The following is a 16,577-nucleotide window of genomic DNA, read 5'->3' on the forward strand; positions in this document are numbered from 1 at the left end:
AGGTGCGCACGAAGGCAGAGCAGCTGTAACCAAACAAACTGAAGCCCTTTATCGCTTATGCGATGTGCTTTGTAAAAAATATCCGAATGTGGAATTTGAGGCGTGCTCATCAGGCGGCGGACGCATCGACTACGAAATTCTAAAACGCTCACAACGTTTCTGGACTTCTGACAACAACGATGCTTTAGAACGCCAAACAATCCAACGCGGTTTCAGCTATTTCTATCCGCCAGAAGTGATGGGCGCACACATTGGTGGATACCACTGCCACACCACTTACCGTAAATTAGATGCGAATTTCCGTGGTTTAACCGCCCTATTCGGGCATATGGGCGTGGAACTTGACCCTGTAAAAGAGGGTGAAGAAGAACGCCAAAACTTTGCTAAATACATTGCGTTGCACAAATCCTTGCGTGATTTATTACACAGCGGCAAATCGTTCCGCTTAGACCGTAAAGATCCTGCTTCCTTAGTCAATGGCATAGCGAGCCAAGATGGTTCACAAGCGGTCGTTTTAATCAACCAACTTACAATGCTAGACTATCTCCGCCAAGAATCGCTTCGCTTACCTTATTTGACAGAAGGCGATTATCAAGTGGAAGTACTCGATCTACCACGTAATTTTGCCGAAGGAAAATTTGGTCACTTAATGAAAAAATTGCCTGAATGGATGGTAAAAGCCTTAGCAGGTGAAAAAGTGGTAATCAACAGTGAATGGTTGGCGAAAGTGGGGTTAGGCTTACCGATTATTGACCCTGCATCTGCGATATTGTTGAAGTTTACGAAAATTAGCTAATTATCTCCTCTCCCACGAGGAGAGAGAGGAATACCGAGCAAAATTAAGTGTAAATCTCATTTTTTGTAAGTTTTCCTCTAAATTTAATCGCTTATTGTGAAGTTCGTCACATATTTTTTTTATAAATCTTCTATACTTCCTCCAAAAATTCTCTAGGGATATGATTATGAGTGAACAATTTGTTTTAAACGACCATCCGCATCGCCGTTTCAACCCGTTAAAAAATCAATGGATTTTAGTCTCGCCACATCGTGCAAAACGTCCGTGGCAAGGGCAACAAGAAGAAGTGGTCGCTGATAATAAACCGAGTTACGATCCAACCTGCTATCTCTGCCCAGGCAATAGACGCATTACGGGTGAGCAAAATCCGCAATATACCCAACCTTTTGTGTTCAAAAATGATTTCTCTGCCTTGCTTACAGACACACCAGCACCAGAAAAAAATGATGATCCACTGTTCCAAATTTCGCATACGCAAGGTGAAAGCCGTGTGATCTGTTTTTCTCCAGACCATAGCAAAACCTTACCTCAACTTAACGTGCCAGAAATTGAGCAAGTGATCCAAGTATGGCAACAACAGGTTCGCGAGCTTAAACAGCGCTACCAATGGGTACAAATTTTTGAGAACAAAGGCTCAATGATGGGCTGTTCAAACCCGCATCCGCACGGTCAAATCTGGGCAAGTAATTTTTTACCGAATGAAATTACGATTGAAGATGAATGCCAAGCAGAATATTTCAAAAAATATGGCTCGCCATTGCTAGTTGATTACGCGAAACGTGAATTAGAAAAACGCGAACGTATTGTCGCTGAAACTGAAGATTGGATTGCAGTTGTGCCTTATTGGGCAGCTTGGCCGTTTGAAACCTTGCTATTACCAAAAGCAAAACAATTCAAATCGATTGAAGATTTAAACCAAGCGGAACGTGAAGATTTAGCCTTAGCGTTGAAAAAATTAACGACACGTTACGATAACTTATTTAACATCAGCTTCCCATATTCTATGGGCTTCCACTTCGCACCGTTTAATAGCGAAGAAAATGAACACTGGCAATTGCACGCACATTTCTATCCGCCACTTTTACGTTCAGCAACCGTGCGTAAATTTATGGTGGGCTATGAAATGATGGCGGAAAGCCAACGCGATTTAACCCCAGAACAAGCAGCAGAACGTTTAAATGCAGTAAGCGATAGCGTTCACTATAAAGACAAAGAATAAGGAGATAGCCAATGACCCCACAACAACTTTCTCAAAAAAAATTCACTGAGCATTATGGCTATAACGCAGAACAAACTGTTTTCGCACCTGGTCGCGTAAACATTATTGGCGAGCATACTGACTACAACGATGGCTTTGTTATGCCTTGTGCGATCAACTACGGAATGGCGGTCAGCTTCGCAAAACGCAACGATAGTATTTGGCGTGTGTATGCGATTGATATTAACGAACAAGATGAATTTGATTTAAGCCAAGATTTCACCCAAAGCGAACATAAATGGGCAAACTACGTGAGAGGCGTGGTGAAATATGTGCAAGAACAATGCCCAGAATTTAAACAAGGGGCGGATTTAGTGATGACCAGCGATGTGCCGATGTCATCAGGCTTAAGTTCTTCTGCCGCACTTGAGATTTCTATCGGCAAAACCTGTCAAGTGTTAGGCAACTTACCGCTTTCGCTTGCTCAAATTGCCCTTATCGGACAAAAAGCAGAGAACAAATTTGTGGGTGCAAACTGCGGTAATATGGATCAATTGACCTCTGCATTAGGGCAAAAAGACCACTTAATTATGATTGACTGCCGCAGCCTTGAGATTACCCCAACCCCTGTGCCACAAGGCTATTCCATTGCGATCATTAATTCCAATGTAAAACACGATTTAGTCACAGGCGAATACAACAGCCGTCGTCAAGAATGCGAACAAGCGGCTAAATTCTTTGGCGTAAAAGCTCTTCGAGATGTAACACCTGAGCAATTCCACGCGCGCGAAAATGAGTTAAAAGCTGAAAGCGAATTGGCTTATAAACGTGCAAAACACGTGGTTTATGAAGATCAACGCGTGTTGGATGCAGTTGTAGCCTTAAAAGCGAATGATATGGTGAAACTGGGTCACTTGATGGGCGAATCACACGATTCAATGCGTGATGATTTTGAAATTACCATTCCTGAAATTGACTACTTGGTAGAACTCGCTCAAGTAGCGATTGGCAAAAACGGTGGTGCTCGTATGACGGGCGGCGGCTTCGGCGGTTGTATCGTCTGTCTTGTACCAAATGAGAAAGTGGAGGCGTTACGCCAGTTAATCGCAGATAACTACGAAAAACAAACAGGCATTAAAGAAACCTTCTACCTCTGCACTGCGAATGATGGAGTGAGAGTGGTTTCATAAACTAAAATAAAATAATTTTTCCGTTTTTTCTTCTGCCAAATCTCTCCTACTCCTCTTTGTCAAAGAAGGGGGAAATCTTAGGAGATTTTTAGATTATCTTTCTATACCACTAAATGTATATGAGGCTGTAGCTCTTTTTTTACTAAAGAATCCCCCTCTTTAGCAAAGAGGGGTAGGGGAGATTTGATAGTACTTATTTACGGAGAAATTAGTATATACAGCCTTTATTCTTTAAAAAGAAGTTCTCTATGAAAACCTTTACCCTCGAAAACAATTATCTCAAAATTACCCTTTCCAACTTTGGTGCTTCTTGGCTCTCTTGCATAGTTAAACACCCCAAAGGCGACAGAGAAGTGTTAATTACCACTACACCAAAACGTTGGGCAGAGCAGTCTGCTTATTTTGGTGCAACCGTTGGGCGTTATGCGAACCGTATCGCAAATGGTGAATATGAACTGAATGATAAAGTTTATCAACTAGCGAAAAACAACGGGGATAACAACTTGCACGGCGGCGTGAAAGGAGCGAATGCTGTGGAGTGGCAAGTGTTAGAACACTGCTCGCAAGCGGTTAAATTTGGTTACACTTTTGCAGATGGCGAAGAGGGCTTTGGCGGGGAAGTAAAAGCAACGGTAACTTATCGCCTAACTGATAATCAGCTTGAAGTCTATTTTGATGCACTAAGCGACCAAGCAACCCCACTTTGCTTAACCAATCATGCCTATTTCAACTTAGATGGCAGCACAACCATTCACCATCATAGCTTGCAGCTCAACGCATCGCACTATTTACCCGTAAGCGAGAATGGCATTCCAAACGGCTTATTAAAACCAGTAGACAGCACCAGTTTTGACTTCCGCCAACCTAAAGCGATTGAGGAAGATTTGCTTGCTGATACAGACCAACGTGTGGTACGCGGCTACGATCATGCCTTTTTAATTGCAAAAGAAAACCAAAATTTCACCGCTTGTTTAAGCGTGGAAGACTTGCAATTACACCTTGAAACTTCAATGCCAGCGGTGCAACTTTACACAGGCAATTGGCTTGCTGGGCAACCTCGTGGCGAGAGTGGTGCTTGTGAGGATTATGCAGGCGTAGCGTTAGAACCCGAGTTCTTCCCAGACAGCCCAAACCACCCAGAACTTGCAGCATTTGGTGGGATTTCTCAAGCAAACGAGCCTTACCACCATAGTGTTTATTATCGGTTTGTTTATTAAATTTCCTGCTTAATTTTTTCATAAATAAAAAAATGACGGGGTTTATCCCCGTCCAATTAATATCCCTCAACCAAAACACCTTTCACAATCGCAATCCCTGCACTTGCACCAATTCTCGTTGCACCCGCTTTTATCATTGCTAATGCAGTTTGTGTATCACGAACGCCACCTGATGCTTTTACACCGATTTCACCAACCACCTGTTTCATTAACGACACATCTTCCACGGTTGCACCGCCTTTGTTAAATCCTGTTGAGGTTTTCACGAAAGCAACACCAATTGCTTTGCAGATTTCGCACGCTTTGACGATTTCTTCTGTGGTGAGTAAGCAAGTTTCCAAAATTACTTTAAGCGGTGTACCTTGGCAGGCATTAAACACGGCTTGAATATCAGCTTGCACTTTTTCCCACTGATTCGATTTGATCCAACCGACGTTAATCACCATATCAATTTCACCTGCACCCGCTTGAATCGCTTGCTCGGTTTCAAAGGCTTTAACAGTGGTTGCACTTGCCCCGAGAGGGAAGCCAATAACGGTGCAGATTTTCACCGATGAACCCGCCAGTTTTGACTTAGCAAGTGGAATATGACAAGGATTAATGCAGACAGAATAGAAGCCATATTCAAGGGCTTCTTCACAGAGTTTTAAAATATCTTGTTCTGTTTTTTCAGCTGTGAGTGCTGTATGGTCGATATATTTGGCAAGTTGAGAGGCGTTCATAAAATCTCCTTTAAATGAAAACAACATTGCCTCACAATATACGCCAAGCGGTTAAATTTGCAAAAGATTTTACAATCTTAACCACTTACTTTTTCTTGATGAAGAAAAAATGTGACACAGCTATCATTTTTGAAGTTTCACTCTGTTTTCAAAACATCATCTTGCTATAATCCGAAAGGGTTAATTAATTTCGAGGTTTATATGAGTGAAACAGCGATAACCATTAGTCTGCTTGCCCTTGTTGCTGTAATTGGACTTTGGGTAGGTCATTGGAAGATCAAAGGTGTAGGGCTTGGTATTGGTGGCGTATTATTTGGCGGGATTATCGTCGCCCACTTCACCACGCAATACGGTATTCAGCTTGACAGTCACACGCTACATTTTGTGCAGGAGTTTGGCTTAATTTTGTTTGTTTATACCATCGGCATCCAAGTAGGCCCAGGTTTTTTCTCCTCTTTGCGTAAATTGGGGCTGAAACTAAACGGCTTTGCGATTTTAATTGTCGTGCTTGGCTCGCTTGCGACCATTATCATCTACAAACTCACTGGTATTCCGCTTGATGTAGCTATTGGAATTTACTCAGGTGCGGTAACTAACACACCAGCACTAGGTGCAGGGCAACAGGTTTTAACCGAGCTTGGAATGACAGGTGTAACCAGCACAATGGGGATCTCCTATGCAATGGCGTATCCTTTCGGGATCTGCGGTATTTTACTCTGTATGTGGCTACTTCGTCTCTTCTTCCGCGTAAAAATTGATGAAGAAGCACACAATTTCATCAAAGAGAGTGGGCAAGATAAAGAGACACTCGACACCCTTGTTGTGCAAGTCTCCAACCGCAATTTAGACGGCATCAATTTAACCGAAATCCCTGGGTTTAATGAAAAAGATGTCGTTTGTTCACACCTTAAACGGGGCGAAGAAACCTTTGTGCCGAAAGCAGATAGCGAAGTACGTTTAGGCGATGTGTTGCATTTAGTCGGGGAAACTGGCTCGCTAAAAAAAATGCGACTAATTATTGGCGATGAAGTGGATGTGCCAGTCGCAACCTCAAGCGGAGAAATTCGTGCTGAACGCGTGGTGGTGACCAACGAAAAAGTGCTCGGTAAAAAAATCCGCAGCCTTGGCATTAACCAAAAATATGGCGTGGTAATTTCTCGCTTAAATCGTGCGGGAGTTGAGCTCGTACCAACTGGAAATACAACACTTCAATTTGGGGATGTATTACATATGGTGGGGTGTGCCGATGTGTTAAATAACGCCATTTCAGTTATCGGTAACGCACAACAAAAATTGCTGCAAGTACAAATGTTGCCTGTATTTATCGGGATTGGTTTAGGCGTGTTGCTCGGCTCATTGCCGTTAAGCATTCCTGGTTTCCCTGTTGCGTTGAAATTAGGGCTTGCAGGTGGCCCGCTTGTGGTTGCTCTCATCTTAGCCCGTATTGGCAGCATCGGCAAACTCTACTGGTTTATGCCGCCAAGTGCTAACCTTGCTTTGCGAGAAATCGGCATCGTGCTTTTTCTCTCTGTTGTTGGCTTAAAATCAGGCGGAAGCTTTGTAGACACGCTTACTAACGGCTCAGGCTTAGAGTGGATGGGTTACGGCATTTTCATTACCCTTATCCCATTATTGATTGTCGGTGTGATTGCCCGTTGGTATGCAAAAATGAACTATCTCAGCCTTTGCGGTTTGCTTGCAGGTTCAATGACCGACCCGCCAGCACTTGCTTTCGCCAATGAAATGAAAGAAGAGAGCGGTGCTCAATCCCTTTCTTATGCCACCGTTTATCCGCTTGTGATGTTCTTACGGATCATCTCCCCGCAATTGATGGCAATATTGTTATTTGTAGCGTGATTAGCCTCCTCTCTCTGCAACTGGTCACCCTCATCCCTTGAAGAACTTGAGCAAAGCAATGTCTCTGAGAAAATTAGGGAGAGGGGGAAGCAAGTACCTATCTTTTTACTTTACCTGACCACAAATCTCAACGCCTCTTCCACTACAGACATATTCGCACCAGCCTTACACGCATTTTCACTTAAATGGCGACGCCACTGTCTTGCACCTTTGCAATTTTGGAATGCTCCAAGCATATGACGAACGATATGATTAAGGTAAACCCCTTTCGCTAATTCCTTTTCGATATAAGGCAACATCTTTTCCACTGCTTCTCGGGCAGTAACAAGCGGTCGATTTTCGCCAAAAATTTGCGAGTCAATTTCTCCCAATAATGAAGGATTTTGATAAGCCTCGCGTCCCACCATCACACCATCAACGAATTGAAGATGATGTTTAATTTCTTCAATAGTCTTAATACCGCCATTGATGGAGATGTTGAGATGTGAAAAATCACGCTTGAGCTGATAAACGCGTTCATAATCTAGCGGTGGAATTTCTCGGTTTTCTTTCGGGCTTAAGCCAGAAAGCCATGCTTTACGAGCGTGCACGATAAAATTATTCGAATAAGGTTGCACTTTTTCGATAAAATTGCAGAGAAATTCGTAGCTGTCTAAATCGTCAATCCCGATACGATGTTTAACAGTCACAGGGATTTGGACTGCATCTTGCATTGCTTTAATGCAGTCTGCGACTAAATCGGCTTTACCCATCAAACAAGCACCAAACATGCCATTTTGTACGCGATCAGACGGGCAACCTACGTTTAAATTCACTTCTGCATAACCACGTTCTTCTACTAATTTTGCACAATGTGCCAGCTGTTTTGGATCGCTTCCGCCTAATTGCAATGCTACCGGGTTTTCAGCAGGATTGTACTCCAACAGATCATATTTGGCGTGAATGATTGCTGGAGCGGTGATCATTTCGGTATAAAGCAAAGCGTGTTGGCTAAATTGGCGATGAAAATAACGGCAATGACGCGTAGTCCAATCTAGCATGGGAGCAACGGAAAATCGCCCTGAATAAAAAGTTTTTTGCATAGTTTGTAAGTTGAAAGCGGTTAAATTTTCTGAACATTTTGCAAAAGATTCAGGAAATCTAACCGCTTATGACAAGAATGAAAAAATGACGAGATGATACTACAAATCAAAGGGTTTTTCTTTAATTTTCTGTAAAAGACTAAGGAACTGAACAAGATATCAACAAGCACAAATACCACAACATATTGTATTTTAATAAAAATTTAACACAACATATAGAATCAAAAAGTATTCGAAAATTTTCCCTTTATAAATCAATAATCTATTCAGAAATGACCTTAAAACAGATTTGTCAAGACTTGTTCTTATATTAAAAGTTCCCTAAAATCTGTCCTCAAATTCCTACCTATCCTCTTCAATTTTATTATGGAAAAGCTAGAGCAAAATATGAAAAAACGTAATCTTTTTGAAAAACGCTTGAATATCAAGCCATACGAATACCCTGAACTGCTTGAGTTTAAAGATGCAATTCGTCACTCATATTGGTTACATACTGAGTTCAATTTTACGGCTGATATTCAGGACTATCGCACAACCATTAATGATCACGAACGCCACGTTTTAACACGTGCAATGCTGGCAATTTCTCAAGTAGAGGTAAATGTCAAGCGTTTCTGGGGTGAGCTTTATCATTATTTCCCAAAACCTGAGATGGACGATGTAGGAGGCACTTTTGCTGAATCAGAAGTTCGTCATAAAGATGCTTATTCGTTCTTACTTGAAAAACTTGGTTTAAATGAGATGTTTAGCCAAATTCAAGAGATTGAACCCCTGATGAACCGCATCCGTTATATGGAAGCCTTTATGAAAGATAAAGATGCGGGCAAAGGTGAGTTTGTGCTTTCATTAGTGCTTTTCTCACTGTTCGTTGAACATATTTCACTGTTTGGTCAGTTCTTGATTATGATGTCATTCAATAAGCATAAAAATCTTTTCAAAGGGATTTCAAATGCAGTTGAAGCAACGTCTAAAGAAGAAGAAATTCACGGTAAATTCGGAATTGCGTTATACGAAATTTTACGTGATGAACACAGTGAATTATTTACCGATGAATTCTTCGTTGAATTAAAAACCTTAGCAGATCAAGCATTTGATGCAGAAAAAGGCATTTTAGATTGGATTTTTGAAGATGGTGATTTGAGCTTTATTAGCAAAGAAACTGTGCTCAATTACATTAAAAGCCGTTGTAACAATTCATTGATGATATTAGGTTTAGAACCACCACACAACATCAATCCTGAATTGTTAAAAGAAACTGAATGGTTTGATATTGAAATTCTTTCAACTAAAGAAACGGATTTCTTTAACAAACGTAGTACCGATTATAGTAAAAAAATGAAACAGATTACCGCAGATGATTTATTCTAATTCTCGCCCTGATTTTGTATGGCTAAATGAAGATAGCCGTTTATTCTTGCAACGTGGTTACTTACTTGAAGGCACAACCGCTTTAGATCGTATTCGTTATATCGCTGAACATGCTGAACGTAAACTTGGCATTGAAGGTTATGCGGATAAATTCTATCACTATATGGCTCGCGGTTACTTCTCGCTCTCATCGCCAATTTGGTCTAACTTTGGTTTAGAGCGCGGTTTGCCAATTTCGTGTTTTGGTAGCTACATCGGTGACTCTATCCAAGAAATTATGGAAACCACTGCAGAAGTAGGGATGATGAGTAAAATCGGTGGCGGTACATCAGGTTACTTTGGTGATATTCGCCCACGTGGCTCAGCCATCAAAAATAATGGTAAATCTGATGGTTCATTCAACTTCAGTAAGTTATTTGATACTGTGATTGATGTAATTTCACAAGGTACATCTCGTAAAGGTCAATTTGCGGGCTATATTGATATCGAACACGGCGATATTGATGAGTGGCTAGATATTCACACTGAAGGTAACCCGATCCAGTTGATGTACTACGGCGTTTGTGTAGGGCACGATTGGTTAGAATCAATGAAAGCGGGCGATCCGTATAAACGCCAACTTTGGGCAAAATTACTGCAACGTAAAACCGAAACAGGTATTCCATATTTATTCTTTAAAGACAATGCGAATGCAGGTCGTCCAGACGTTTATAAAGATAAAAATATGACCGTACACGCTTCAAACTTGTGTACGGAGATTATGTTGCCATCAAGCTCTGATGAGAGCTTTGTATGCTGCTTATCTTCAATGAACCTGCTCTATTTTGATGAGTGGAAAGATACTGATGCACCAGAAGTATTAACCTACTTCTTAGATGTGGTAATGAGTGAATTTATTGAGAAAAGTAATGAAATTCCATTCTTACACCGTGCAAATAAATTTGCTCGTCGCCACCGTGCATTAGGTTTAGGCGTTTTAGGCTGGCATAGTTACTTACAAGCGAATAACATTGCGTTTGATAGTTTTCAAGCGATGCAAAAAAATAATGAGATTTTCCGTACATTGCAAGAAAAAACTTTACAAGCATCACAAGATTTAGCAAAACGCTTTGGCGAGCCTGAAATCTTAAAAGGCTACGGACGCCGTAATACCACATTGATGTCAATTGCACCAACTAAATCAAGTAGCTTTATTTTAGGCAGCGTATCGCCATCGGTTGAACCATTTAAATCGAACTACTATGTAAAAGATTTGGCTAAAATCAAAACCGTTTACAAAAATCCATTCTTAGAGAAATTACTTAAAGAAAAAGGTTTAGATAACGAAGAAATTTGGGAATCTATCTTACATAACGATGGTTCTGTGCAACATTTGACACAATTAACTGATGAAGAGAAAGAAATATTCAAAACCTTCTCCGAAATCAGTCAATTAAGCGTAATTCAGCAAGCAGCACAACGCCAAAAATATATCGACCAAGGTCAAAGTATTAATATTATGGTTCACCCTGCCACCCCTGCAAAATATTTGAACCAATTATACTTAACCGCAGAAGAGTTAGGTTTAAAATCGATTTACTACCAATACTCAATGAGTGCAGCACAGGTATTTAACCGCAACTTATTAAGCTGCTCAAGTTGCGAGGGTTAATAAATTCTAGGGAGCGTTGATAATTCATTTTACATTTTTATTTCATCAGAAACAGAATCATATAAATGCTTAAATCCAATGTAGGGTGTGTTGTACACGCCCTACAATTTACTCTTTAAATTATCAACAGCCTCTAGCATCATAGATAAGATAAAAGGCTGATTTTGAACATTCAAAATCAGCCTTCTTATATCCTAATTATGCATTCAACGCTCTTAAAATATCGTCCACACGTTCTTTTGCATCACCAAACAACATTTGGGTATTTTCTTTGAAGAAGAGTGGGTTTTGAACACCAGCGTAACCGACTGCCATTGAACGTTTGAATACTACCACATTTTGGGCTTTCCAAACTTCTAATACTGGCATACCTGCGATTGGGCTTGATGGATCGTCTAATGCTGCTGGGTTTACGGTGTCGTTTGCACCGATAACTAATACAACATCAGTTTCTTCAAAATCGTCGTTGATTTCGTCCATTTCTAATACCACATCGTAAGGTACTTTCGCTTCCGCTAATAATACGTTCATATGACCAGGTAAACGACCCGCAACAGGGTGAATACCAAAGCGAACGTTCACACCTTTTTCGCGTAATTTCGCTGTGATTTCAGCTACAGGGTATTGTGCTTGTGCAACCGCCATACCGTATCCAGGTGTGATGATCACAGAACTTGCATTTTTAAGCATTTCTGCCACTTCTTCTGCTGAAGTTTCGCGGTATTCGCCTTGCTCTTCTTCACCAGAGCTTACTTTTACTTCTGTACCGAAACCACCTGCGATTACACTGATGAATGAGCGGTTCATTGCTTTACACATAATGTAAGAAAGGATTGCACCTGAAGAACCTACTAACGCACCTGTTACGATTAACAAGTCATTGCTTAGCATAAAGCCTGCTGCAGCCGCAGCCCAACCAGAGTATGAGTTAAGCATTGACACTACTACTGGCATATCCGCCCCACCGATTGATGAAACTAAGTGCCAGCCGAATGCAAGTGCGATTGCTGTCATAATTAACACAGGGAAGATATTATCTGGGCTGTTTAAGAATGACACCATTAAGAATGCTGAAATCACTAATGCCGCAAGGTTTAATTTATGTTTGTGCGGAAGGTTTAATGCTGCAGAGTTTACTTTACGACCAAATAATTTACCGCTTAATTTACCAAACGCAACTAATGAGCCAGAGAAAGTTACCGCACCGATGAAGATCCCTAAGAACACTTCCACATTGTGAATGTTCGCAAGGGTTGCTTGTTCTGCGTGGAATGCGGCAAGTGCTACTTCATCTAAGTTAGTCGGTGCAACGGCTTCTATGTGTAAGCCCCAGCTATTGAAGCCCACTAATACCGCGGCTAAACCTACAAAGCTGTGAAGAATTGCCACAAGCTCTGGCATTTCAGTCATTTCTACTTTAAGGGCTTTTTTTACACCGATGAAACCACCAATTACCATTGCAATTAAGATCCAAAGTGTGCCTTGTGATTGTGGGCCAAAGATGGTTGCAACTAATGCAATTGCCATACCCACGATACCATACCAACAACCTGCTTTTGCGGTTTCGTGTTTAGAAAGCCCCGCTAGGCTCATAATAAAGAGGATAGCAGCAATAATGTACGCTGCCGTAACAAATCCAAATGACATCTTGCTTCTCCTTAACCTTTTCTAAACATTGCAAGCATACGTTGCGTCACTTTAAAACCACCAAAGATATTGATGCTTGCGACTAAAATCGCGATAAAGGCAAGAATATCAATGAAGAAATTACCCGTTGGTTGGCGAATTTGTAACACCGCCCCCACGATAATAATCCCTGAAACCGCATTGGTTACCGCCATTAATGGGGTATGTAATGCGTGGCTAACGTTCCAAACGACATAGTAACCCACCACACACGCCAGAACGAATACGGTAAAGTGAGATAAGAATGCCGCTGGTGCAACAGAAGCTAACCAAAGGAATAACGCACCAACACCTGCCATCACGCCATATTTCACGCGTGGATCGGTTGGTTTCTCTTCTTTTTTCTCAACTGGGGTAGCTGCCGCTTTTTGTTGCGGTTGTGCAGAAACTTGAATCGGTGGAGCAGGCCAGGTTACTTCGCCATCACGCACAACGGTTACACCACGTAATACCACATCTTCAAAGTTGATGTCGATTTGTCCATCTTTGTTCGGTGCTAATAGTTTTAATAAATTCACTAAGTTAGTACCGTAAAGTTGTGATGATTGGGTTGGTAAGCGTGCTGGGAAGTCGGTGTAGCCAATCACTTTCACTTGATTGTCTGTTACCACCACTTCACCTGCTTTGGTGTAGTCACAGTTACCGCCTGTTGCTGCGGCTAAGTCCACAATCACAGAGCCTGGTTTCATTGAATCTACCATCTCTTTCGTGATTAAGCGTGGTGCTGCTTTACCTGGAATTGCCGCTGTCGTGATAATAATATCCACTTCTTTCGCTTGTTCTGCGTAAAGTTCCATCGCACGACGATTGAACTCTTCTGACATCACTTTCGCATAACCATCGCCTGAGCCACCTTCTTCTTCAAAATCAATTTCTAAGAAGTCTGCACCCATTGATTTTACTTGCTCTTTTACTTCAGGGCGTGAGTCAAACGCACGCACAATCGCCCCTAAGCTATTCGCCGCACCGATTGCCGCTAAACCAGCTACACCAGCACCAATCACAAGCACTTTCGCAGGCGGAACTTTACCCGCTGCCGTAATTTGACCCGTAAAGAAGCTACCAAACGCATTTGCCGCTTCAATTACCGCACGGTAACCTGAAATATTTGCCATAGAAGAAAGGGCATCTAATGCTTGTGCACGAGAGATACGTGGCACTGCATCCATTGCTAACACATTGATTTTCTTCGCACTTAATTTTTCCATCAATTGTGGATTTTGTGCTGGCCAAATAAAGCTCACAAGGGTTGCACCTTCTTTAATAAGGGCAATTTCCTGTTCAGTAGGTGCATTCACTTTAAAAATAATGTCTGCATTCCAAATTTCTTGTGTTGTGCCAACAGACGCACCTGCTTTCGCAAAGGCATCATCTTCAAAACTTGCTTTAAAGCCAGCATCGTGTTCAACGATCACCTCAAAGCCCAGTTTTTTAATCTGCTCAACGGTTTTCGGTGTTGCAGCAACACGCGTTTCGCCATCTAACAGTTCTCTTGGTACACCAATAAGCATAAAGACTCCTGTATTGGATTGGGGTTATAATTTCAGCTACTAAAGTAGCCCCTATGGTTTTAAAAAAATGCCATAACTCTACCACTAAATTTGTCAAATTTGTAAAAAAATTATGCCTATCAATTTAATTATTTGACGAAATCTGTAATTTCATAATGAAACTGAAATTTGATAGAATAAGCTGCTATAAAAAATGCTTTAAATAAAATCAAAATGAATATTTTAGACCACATTCAAATTGTCCTTGTCGAAACTTCTCTGCCCGCTAATATTGGCTCTGTAGCTCGTGCAATGAAAACCATGGGGCTTAGCCATTTGCGATTGGTTGAGCCAAAACGCCCGCTTGATGAAGATGCCTTTGCCCTTTCAGCAGGAGCAAAAGATCTGCTTGAAAATGCACAAACCTTTGCTAGCTTTGATGAAGCGGTTGCAGATTGCCAATTAGTTATTGGCACCAGTGCCCGTTTGCGACACTTACAAAGCAGTCTGATCGAGCCGCGTATTTGTGGCGAATTAGTCGTAAAACGTGCTGAACAAGGCAAAGTCGCCCTTGTTTTCGGGCGCGAACGTGTTGGGCTAACTAACGAAGAATTGCTCAAATGTCATTATCACTTAAACTTTCCTACCAATCCTGAATATGGCTCACTCAATTTAGCCATGGCAGTGCAATTAGCGGCTTATGAGGTGAGAATGGCTTATCTTAGCAATCAACAAGCGGTCGAAAATACGCAAAACTTTGCAAAACATCGACCGCTTGCAGAAGCCGAAAAAGATTACCCAAATGCCGAAGCATTGGAACATTTTTACCAACACACGGAAAGGCTTTATAAAGCACTTGGTTTTATCCGTAATGATGCAGTGATGCTCAAACTTCGCCGCCTTTATCAACGTGCTGAATTAGAAACAAATGAATTGAATTTGTTAAGAGGAATGTTAACCTCGGTTGAAAATAGTCTGAAAAAAAGTTAAAAAATCCCGTTGTTTGCAAGCTAAAATAAACAAGCCAACAACGGGAGGTATTAAGGCACTATTTCTGTTTGGTCGGACGTTTCCAGTCTTGAATATGTTTTTGTGCCACGCGTGTAATGACTAATTCGCCTTCGCCCACGTTTTTGGTGATGGTTGCACCGGCACCAATGGTTGCACCTTTGGCAATTTCTACAGGCGCAACAAGTTGGCTGTCTGAACCGACGAACACATCATCGCCAATAATGGTTTTGAATTTGTTTGCACCATCGTAGTTGCAAGTAATCACGCCCGCACCTACATTTACGTTGCTGCCAATTTCTGCATCGCCAATATAGGTTAAGTGGTTCACTTTTGAGCCTTTACCAACGATCGCTTTTTTAATTTCTACGAAATTGCCTACATGTGTTTCTTCAGCAAGTTCAGCACCTGGGCGTAAGCGCGAAAATGGACCAATCGCCGATTTCGCACCTACCACAGAATCTTCTAACACAGAATAAGGTTTGATTTCCACATTATCGCCAATTACCACATTTTTAAGTACACAACCTGCACCGATTTTCACATTGTTACCTAGTTTCACAGAGCCTTCTAAAATCACGTTCACATCAATGGTCACATCTTTACCGTGTTCAATCGTTCCGCGAATATCGAAACGATTTGGATCAAGTAAAGTCACACCTGCAAGCATCAATTTTTCAGCTTGTTTTTTCTGATAGAAACGTTCAAGAGCAGCTTGTTGCAGACGGTTATTTATACCCTCAACTTCTAAAAATTCCGTTGCTTGCACTGCTTGCACTTGATTGCCTTCTGCATTCGCCATGGCAATAACATCGGTAATGTAATACTCACCTTGTGCATTGTTATTATTTAAGTTGCCAAGCCATTTTTTGAAGCTTGCACCACTTGCAACCATTACGCCAGTGTTGATTTCTTGGATTTTGAGCTGTTCTGCATTCGCATCTTTTTGCTCAACAATCGCCACCACAGAACCATTTTCACGAATAATACGCCCGTAACCCGTTGGATTATCTAACACCACTGTTAAAAGTGCGATCCCATTTTCAGGTTTTGCTGCAATTAAGCGTTCTAAAGTTTCTTTTTGGATTAACGGACCATCGCCATAAAGCATTAACACATTTTCATCATCAGCAAAGAAAGGGGCGGCTTGTTGCATTGCGTGTCCTGTGCCAAGCTGTTCTGCTTGGAAAACCCAATTCACAGGCTCAGCAGCTAAACGATCTTTTAATAAATCTGCACCGTGACCGTAGATTAAGTTGATTTGACGTGCATCAAGTTGTTTTACCGTATCAATCACGTGTTTTACCATCGG

Annotated in this window: 13 protein-coding genes; 8 read left to right on the top strand and 5 right to left on the bottom strand. The window is 41.5% G+C overall.

Annotated features, from left to right (window positions below; all coding sequences use genetic code 11):
• The 4 genes from KH943_RS05010 to KH943_RS05025 all read left to right on the top strand — a co-directional run.
• The coding region (locus tag KH943_RS05010; RefSeq protein WP_304108434.1) for an alpha-galactosidase at positions 1–796 on the top strand (796 nt) is incomplete at its 5' end.
• A gap of 166 nt (positions 797–962) precedes the next feature.
• The gene (galT, locus tag KH943_RS05015; RefSeq protein WP_304108437.1) at positions 963–2,015 is read left to right on the top strand and encodes a galactose-1-phosphate uridylyltransferase; all 1,053 of its coding nucleotides are present in this window, start codon (positions 963–965) and stop codon (positions 2,013–2,015) included.
• Positions 2,016–2,026: 11 nt separating this feature from the next.
• Positions 2,027–3,184: a galactokinase gene (gene galK, locus KH943_RS05020; protein WP_304108440.1), complete on the top strand. Its 1,158-nt coding sequence runs from the start codon at positions 2,027–2,029 to the stop codon at positions 3,182–3,184.
• Positions 3,185–3,432: 248 nt separating this feature from the next.
• Positions 3,433–4,401 carry a galactose-1-epimerase gene (locus KH943_RS05025; protein WP_304108443.1) on the top strand — a complete coding sequence of 323 codons (969 nt, stop codon included), beginning with the start codon at positions 3,433–3,435 and terminating at the stop codon, positions 4,399–4,401.
• Between the two features lie 56 nt (positions 4,402–4,457).
• Here the strand turns inward: KH943_RS05025 and deoC are convergent, their stop codons facing one another.
• Positions 4,458–5,123, bottom strand: coding sequence for a deoxyribose-phosphate aldolase (gene deoC / locus KH943_RS05030; protein ID WP_304108446.1), 666 nt, complete (start codon positions 5,121–5,123; stop codon positions 4,458–4,460).
• A gap of 201 nt (positions 5,124–5,324) precedes the next feature.
• Here deoC and KH943_RS05035 point away from each other — a divergent pair, with 201 nt between their 5' ends.
• The gene (locus tag KH943_RS05035) at positions 5,325–6,980 is read left to right on the top strand and encodes a putative transporter (RefSeq protein WP_304108449.1); all 1,656 of its coding nucleotides are present in this window, start codon (positions 5,325–5,327) and stop codon (positions 6,978–6,980) included.
• A 110-nt stretch (positions 6,981–7,090) separates the two neighbouring features.
• Here KH943_RS05035 and dusA read toward each other — a convergent pair whose 3' ends face one another.
• Positions 7,091–8,062, bottom strand: coding sequence for a tRNA dihydrouridine(20/20a) synthase DusA (dusA, locus tag KH943_RS05040; protein WP_304108452.1), 972 nt, complete (start codon positions 8,060–8,062; stop codon positions 7,091–7,093).
• 387 nt (positions 8,063–8,449) lie between these two features.
• On the opposite strand from dusA, the gene KH943_RS05045 reads away from it, so the two are divergent.
• Entirely contained in the window at positions 8,450–9,430 is a 981-nt protein-coding gene (locus KH943_RS05045) for a ribonucleotide-diphosphate reductase subunit beta (protein ID WP_304108455.1), read from the top strand.
• Positions 9,417–11,081: a ribonucleoside-diphosphate reductase subunit alpha gene (locus KH943_RS05050; protein ID WP_304108458.1), complete on the top strand. Its 1,665-nt coding sequence runs from the start codon at positions 9,417–9,419 to the stop codon at positions 11,079–11,081. Before KH943_RS05045 ends, KH943_RS05050 begins: the two co-directional genes overlap by 14 nt.
• A 198-nt stretch (positions 11,082–11,279) precedes the next feature.
• On the opposite strand, the gene pntB is transcribed toward KH943_RS05050, so the two are convergent.
• Both pntB and pntA read right to left on the bottom strand, forming a co-directional pair.
• Entirely contained in the window at positions 11,280–12,728 is a 1,449-nt protein-coding gene (gene pntB, locus KH943_RS05055; RefSeq protein ID WP_304108461.1) for a Re/Si-specific NAD(P)(+) transhydrogenase subunit beta, read from the bottom strand.
• 11 nt (positions 12,729–12,739) lie between these two features.
• Positions 12,740–14,278: a Re/Si-specific NAD(P)(+) transhydrogenase subunit alpha gene (pntA, locus tag KH943_RS05060; RefSeq protein ID WP_304108464.1), complete on the bottom strand. Its 1,539-nt coding sequence runs from the start codon at positions 14,276–14,278 to the stop codon at positions 12,740–12,742.
• 213 nt (positions 14,279–14,491) lie between these two features.
• On the opposite strand from pntA, the gene trmJ reads away from it, so the two are divergent.
• A complete protein-coding gene (trmJ, locus tag KH943_RS05065) occupies positions 14,492–15,247 on the top strand; it encodes a tRNA (cytosine(32)/uridine(32)-2'-O)-methyltransferase TrmJ (protein ID WP_304108466.1) in 756 nt (251 codons plus the stop codon).
• 58 nt (positions 15,248–15,305) lie between these two features.
• On the opposite strand, the gene glmU is transcribed toward trmJ, so the two are convergent.
• Positions 15,306–16,577 (bottom strand): bifunctional UDP-N-acetylglucosamine diphosphorylase/glucosamine-1-phosphate N-acetyltransferase GlmU (glmU, locus tag KH943_RS05070; RefSeq protein WP_304108469.1); only part of this gene is annotated, 1,272 nt, incomplete at its 5' end.

Source organism: Haemophilus parahaemolyticus (assembly GCF_018373095.1).
Lineage (GTDB): Bacteria > Pseudomonadota > Gammaproteobacteria > Enterobacterales > Pasteurellaceae > Haemophilus_A > Haemophilus_A parahaemolyticus_A.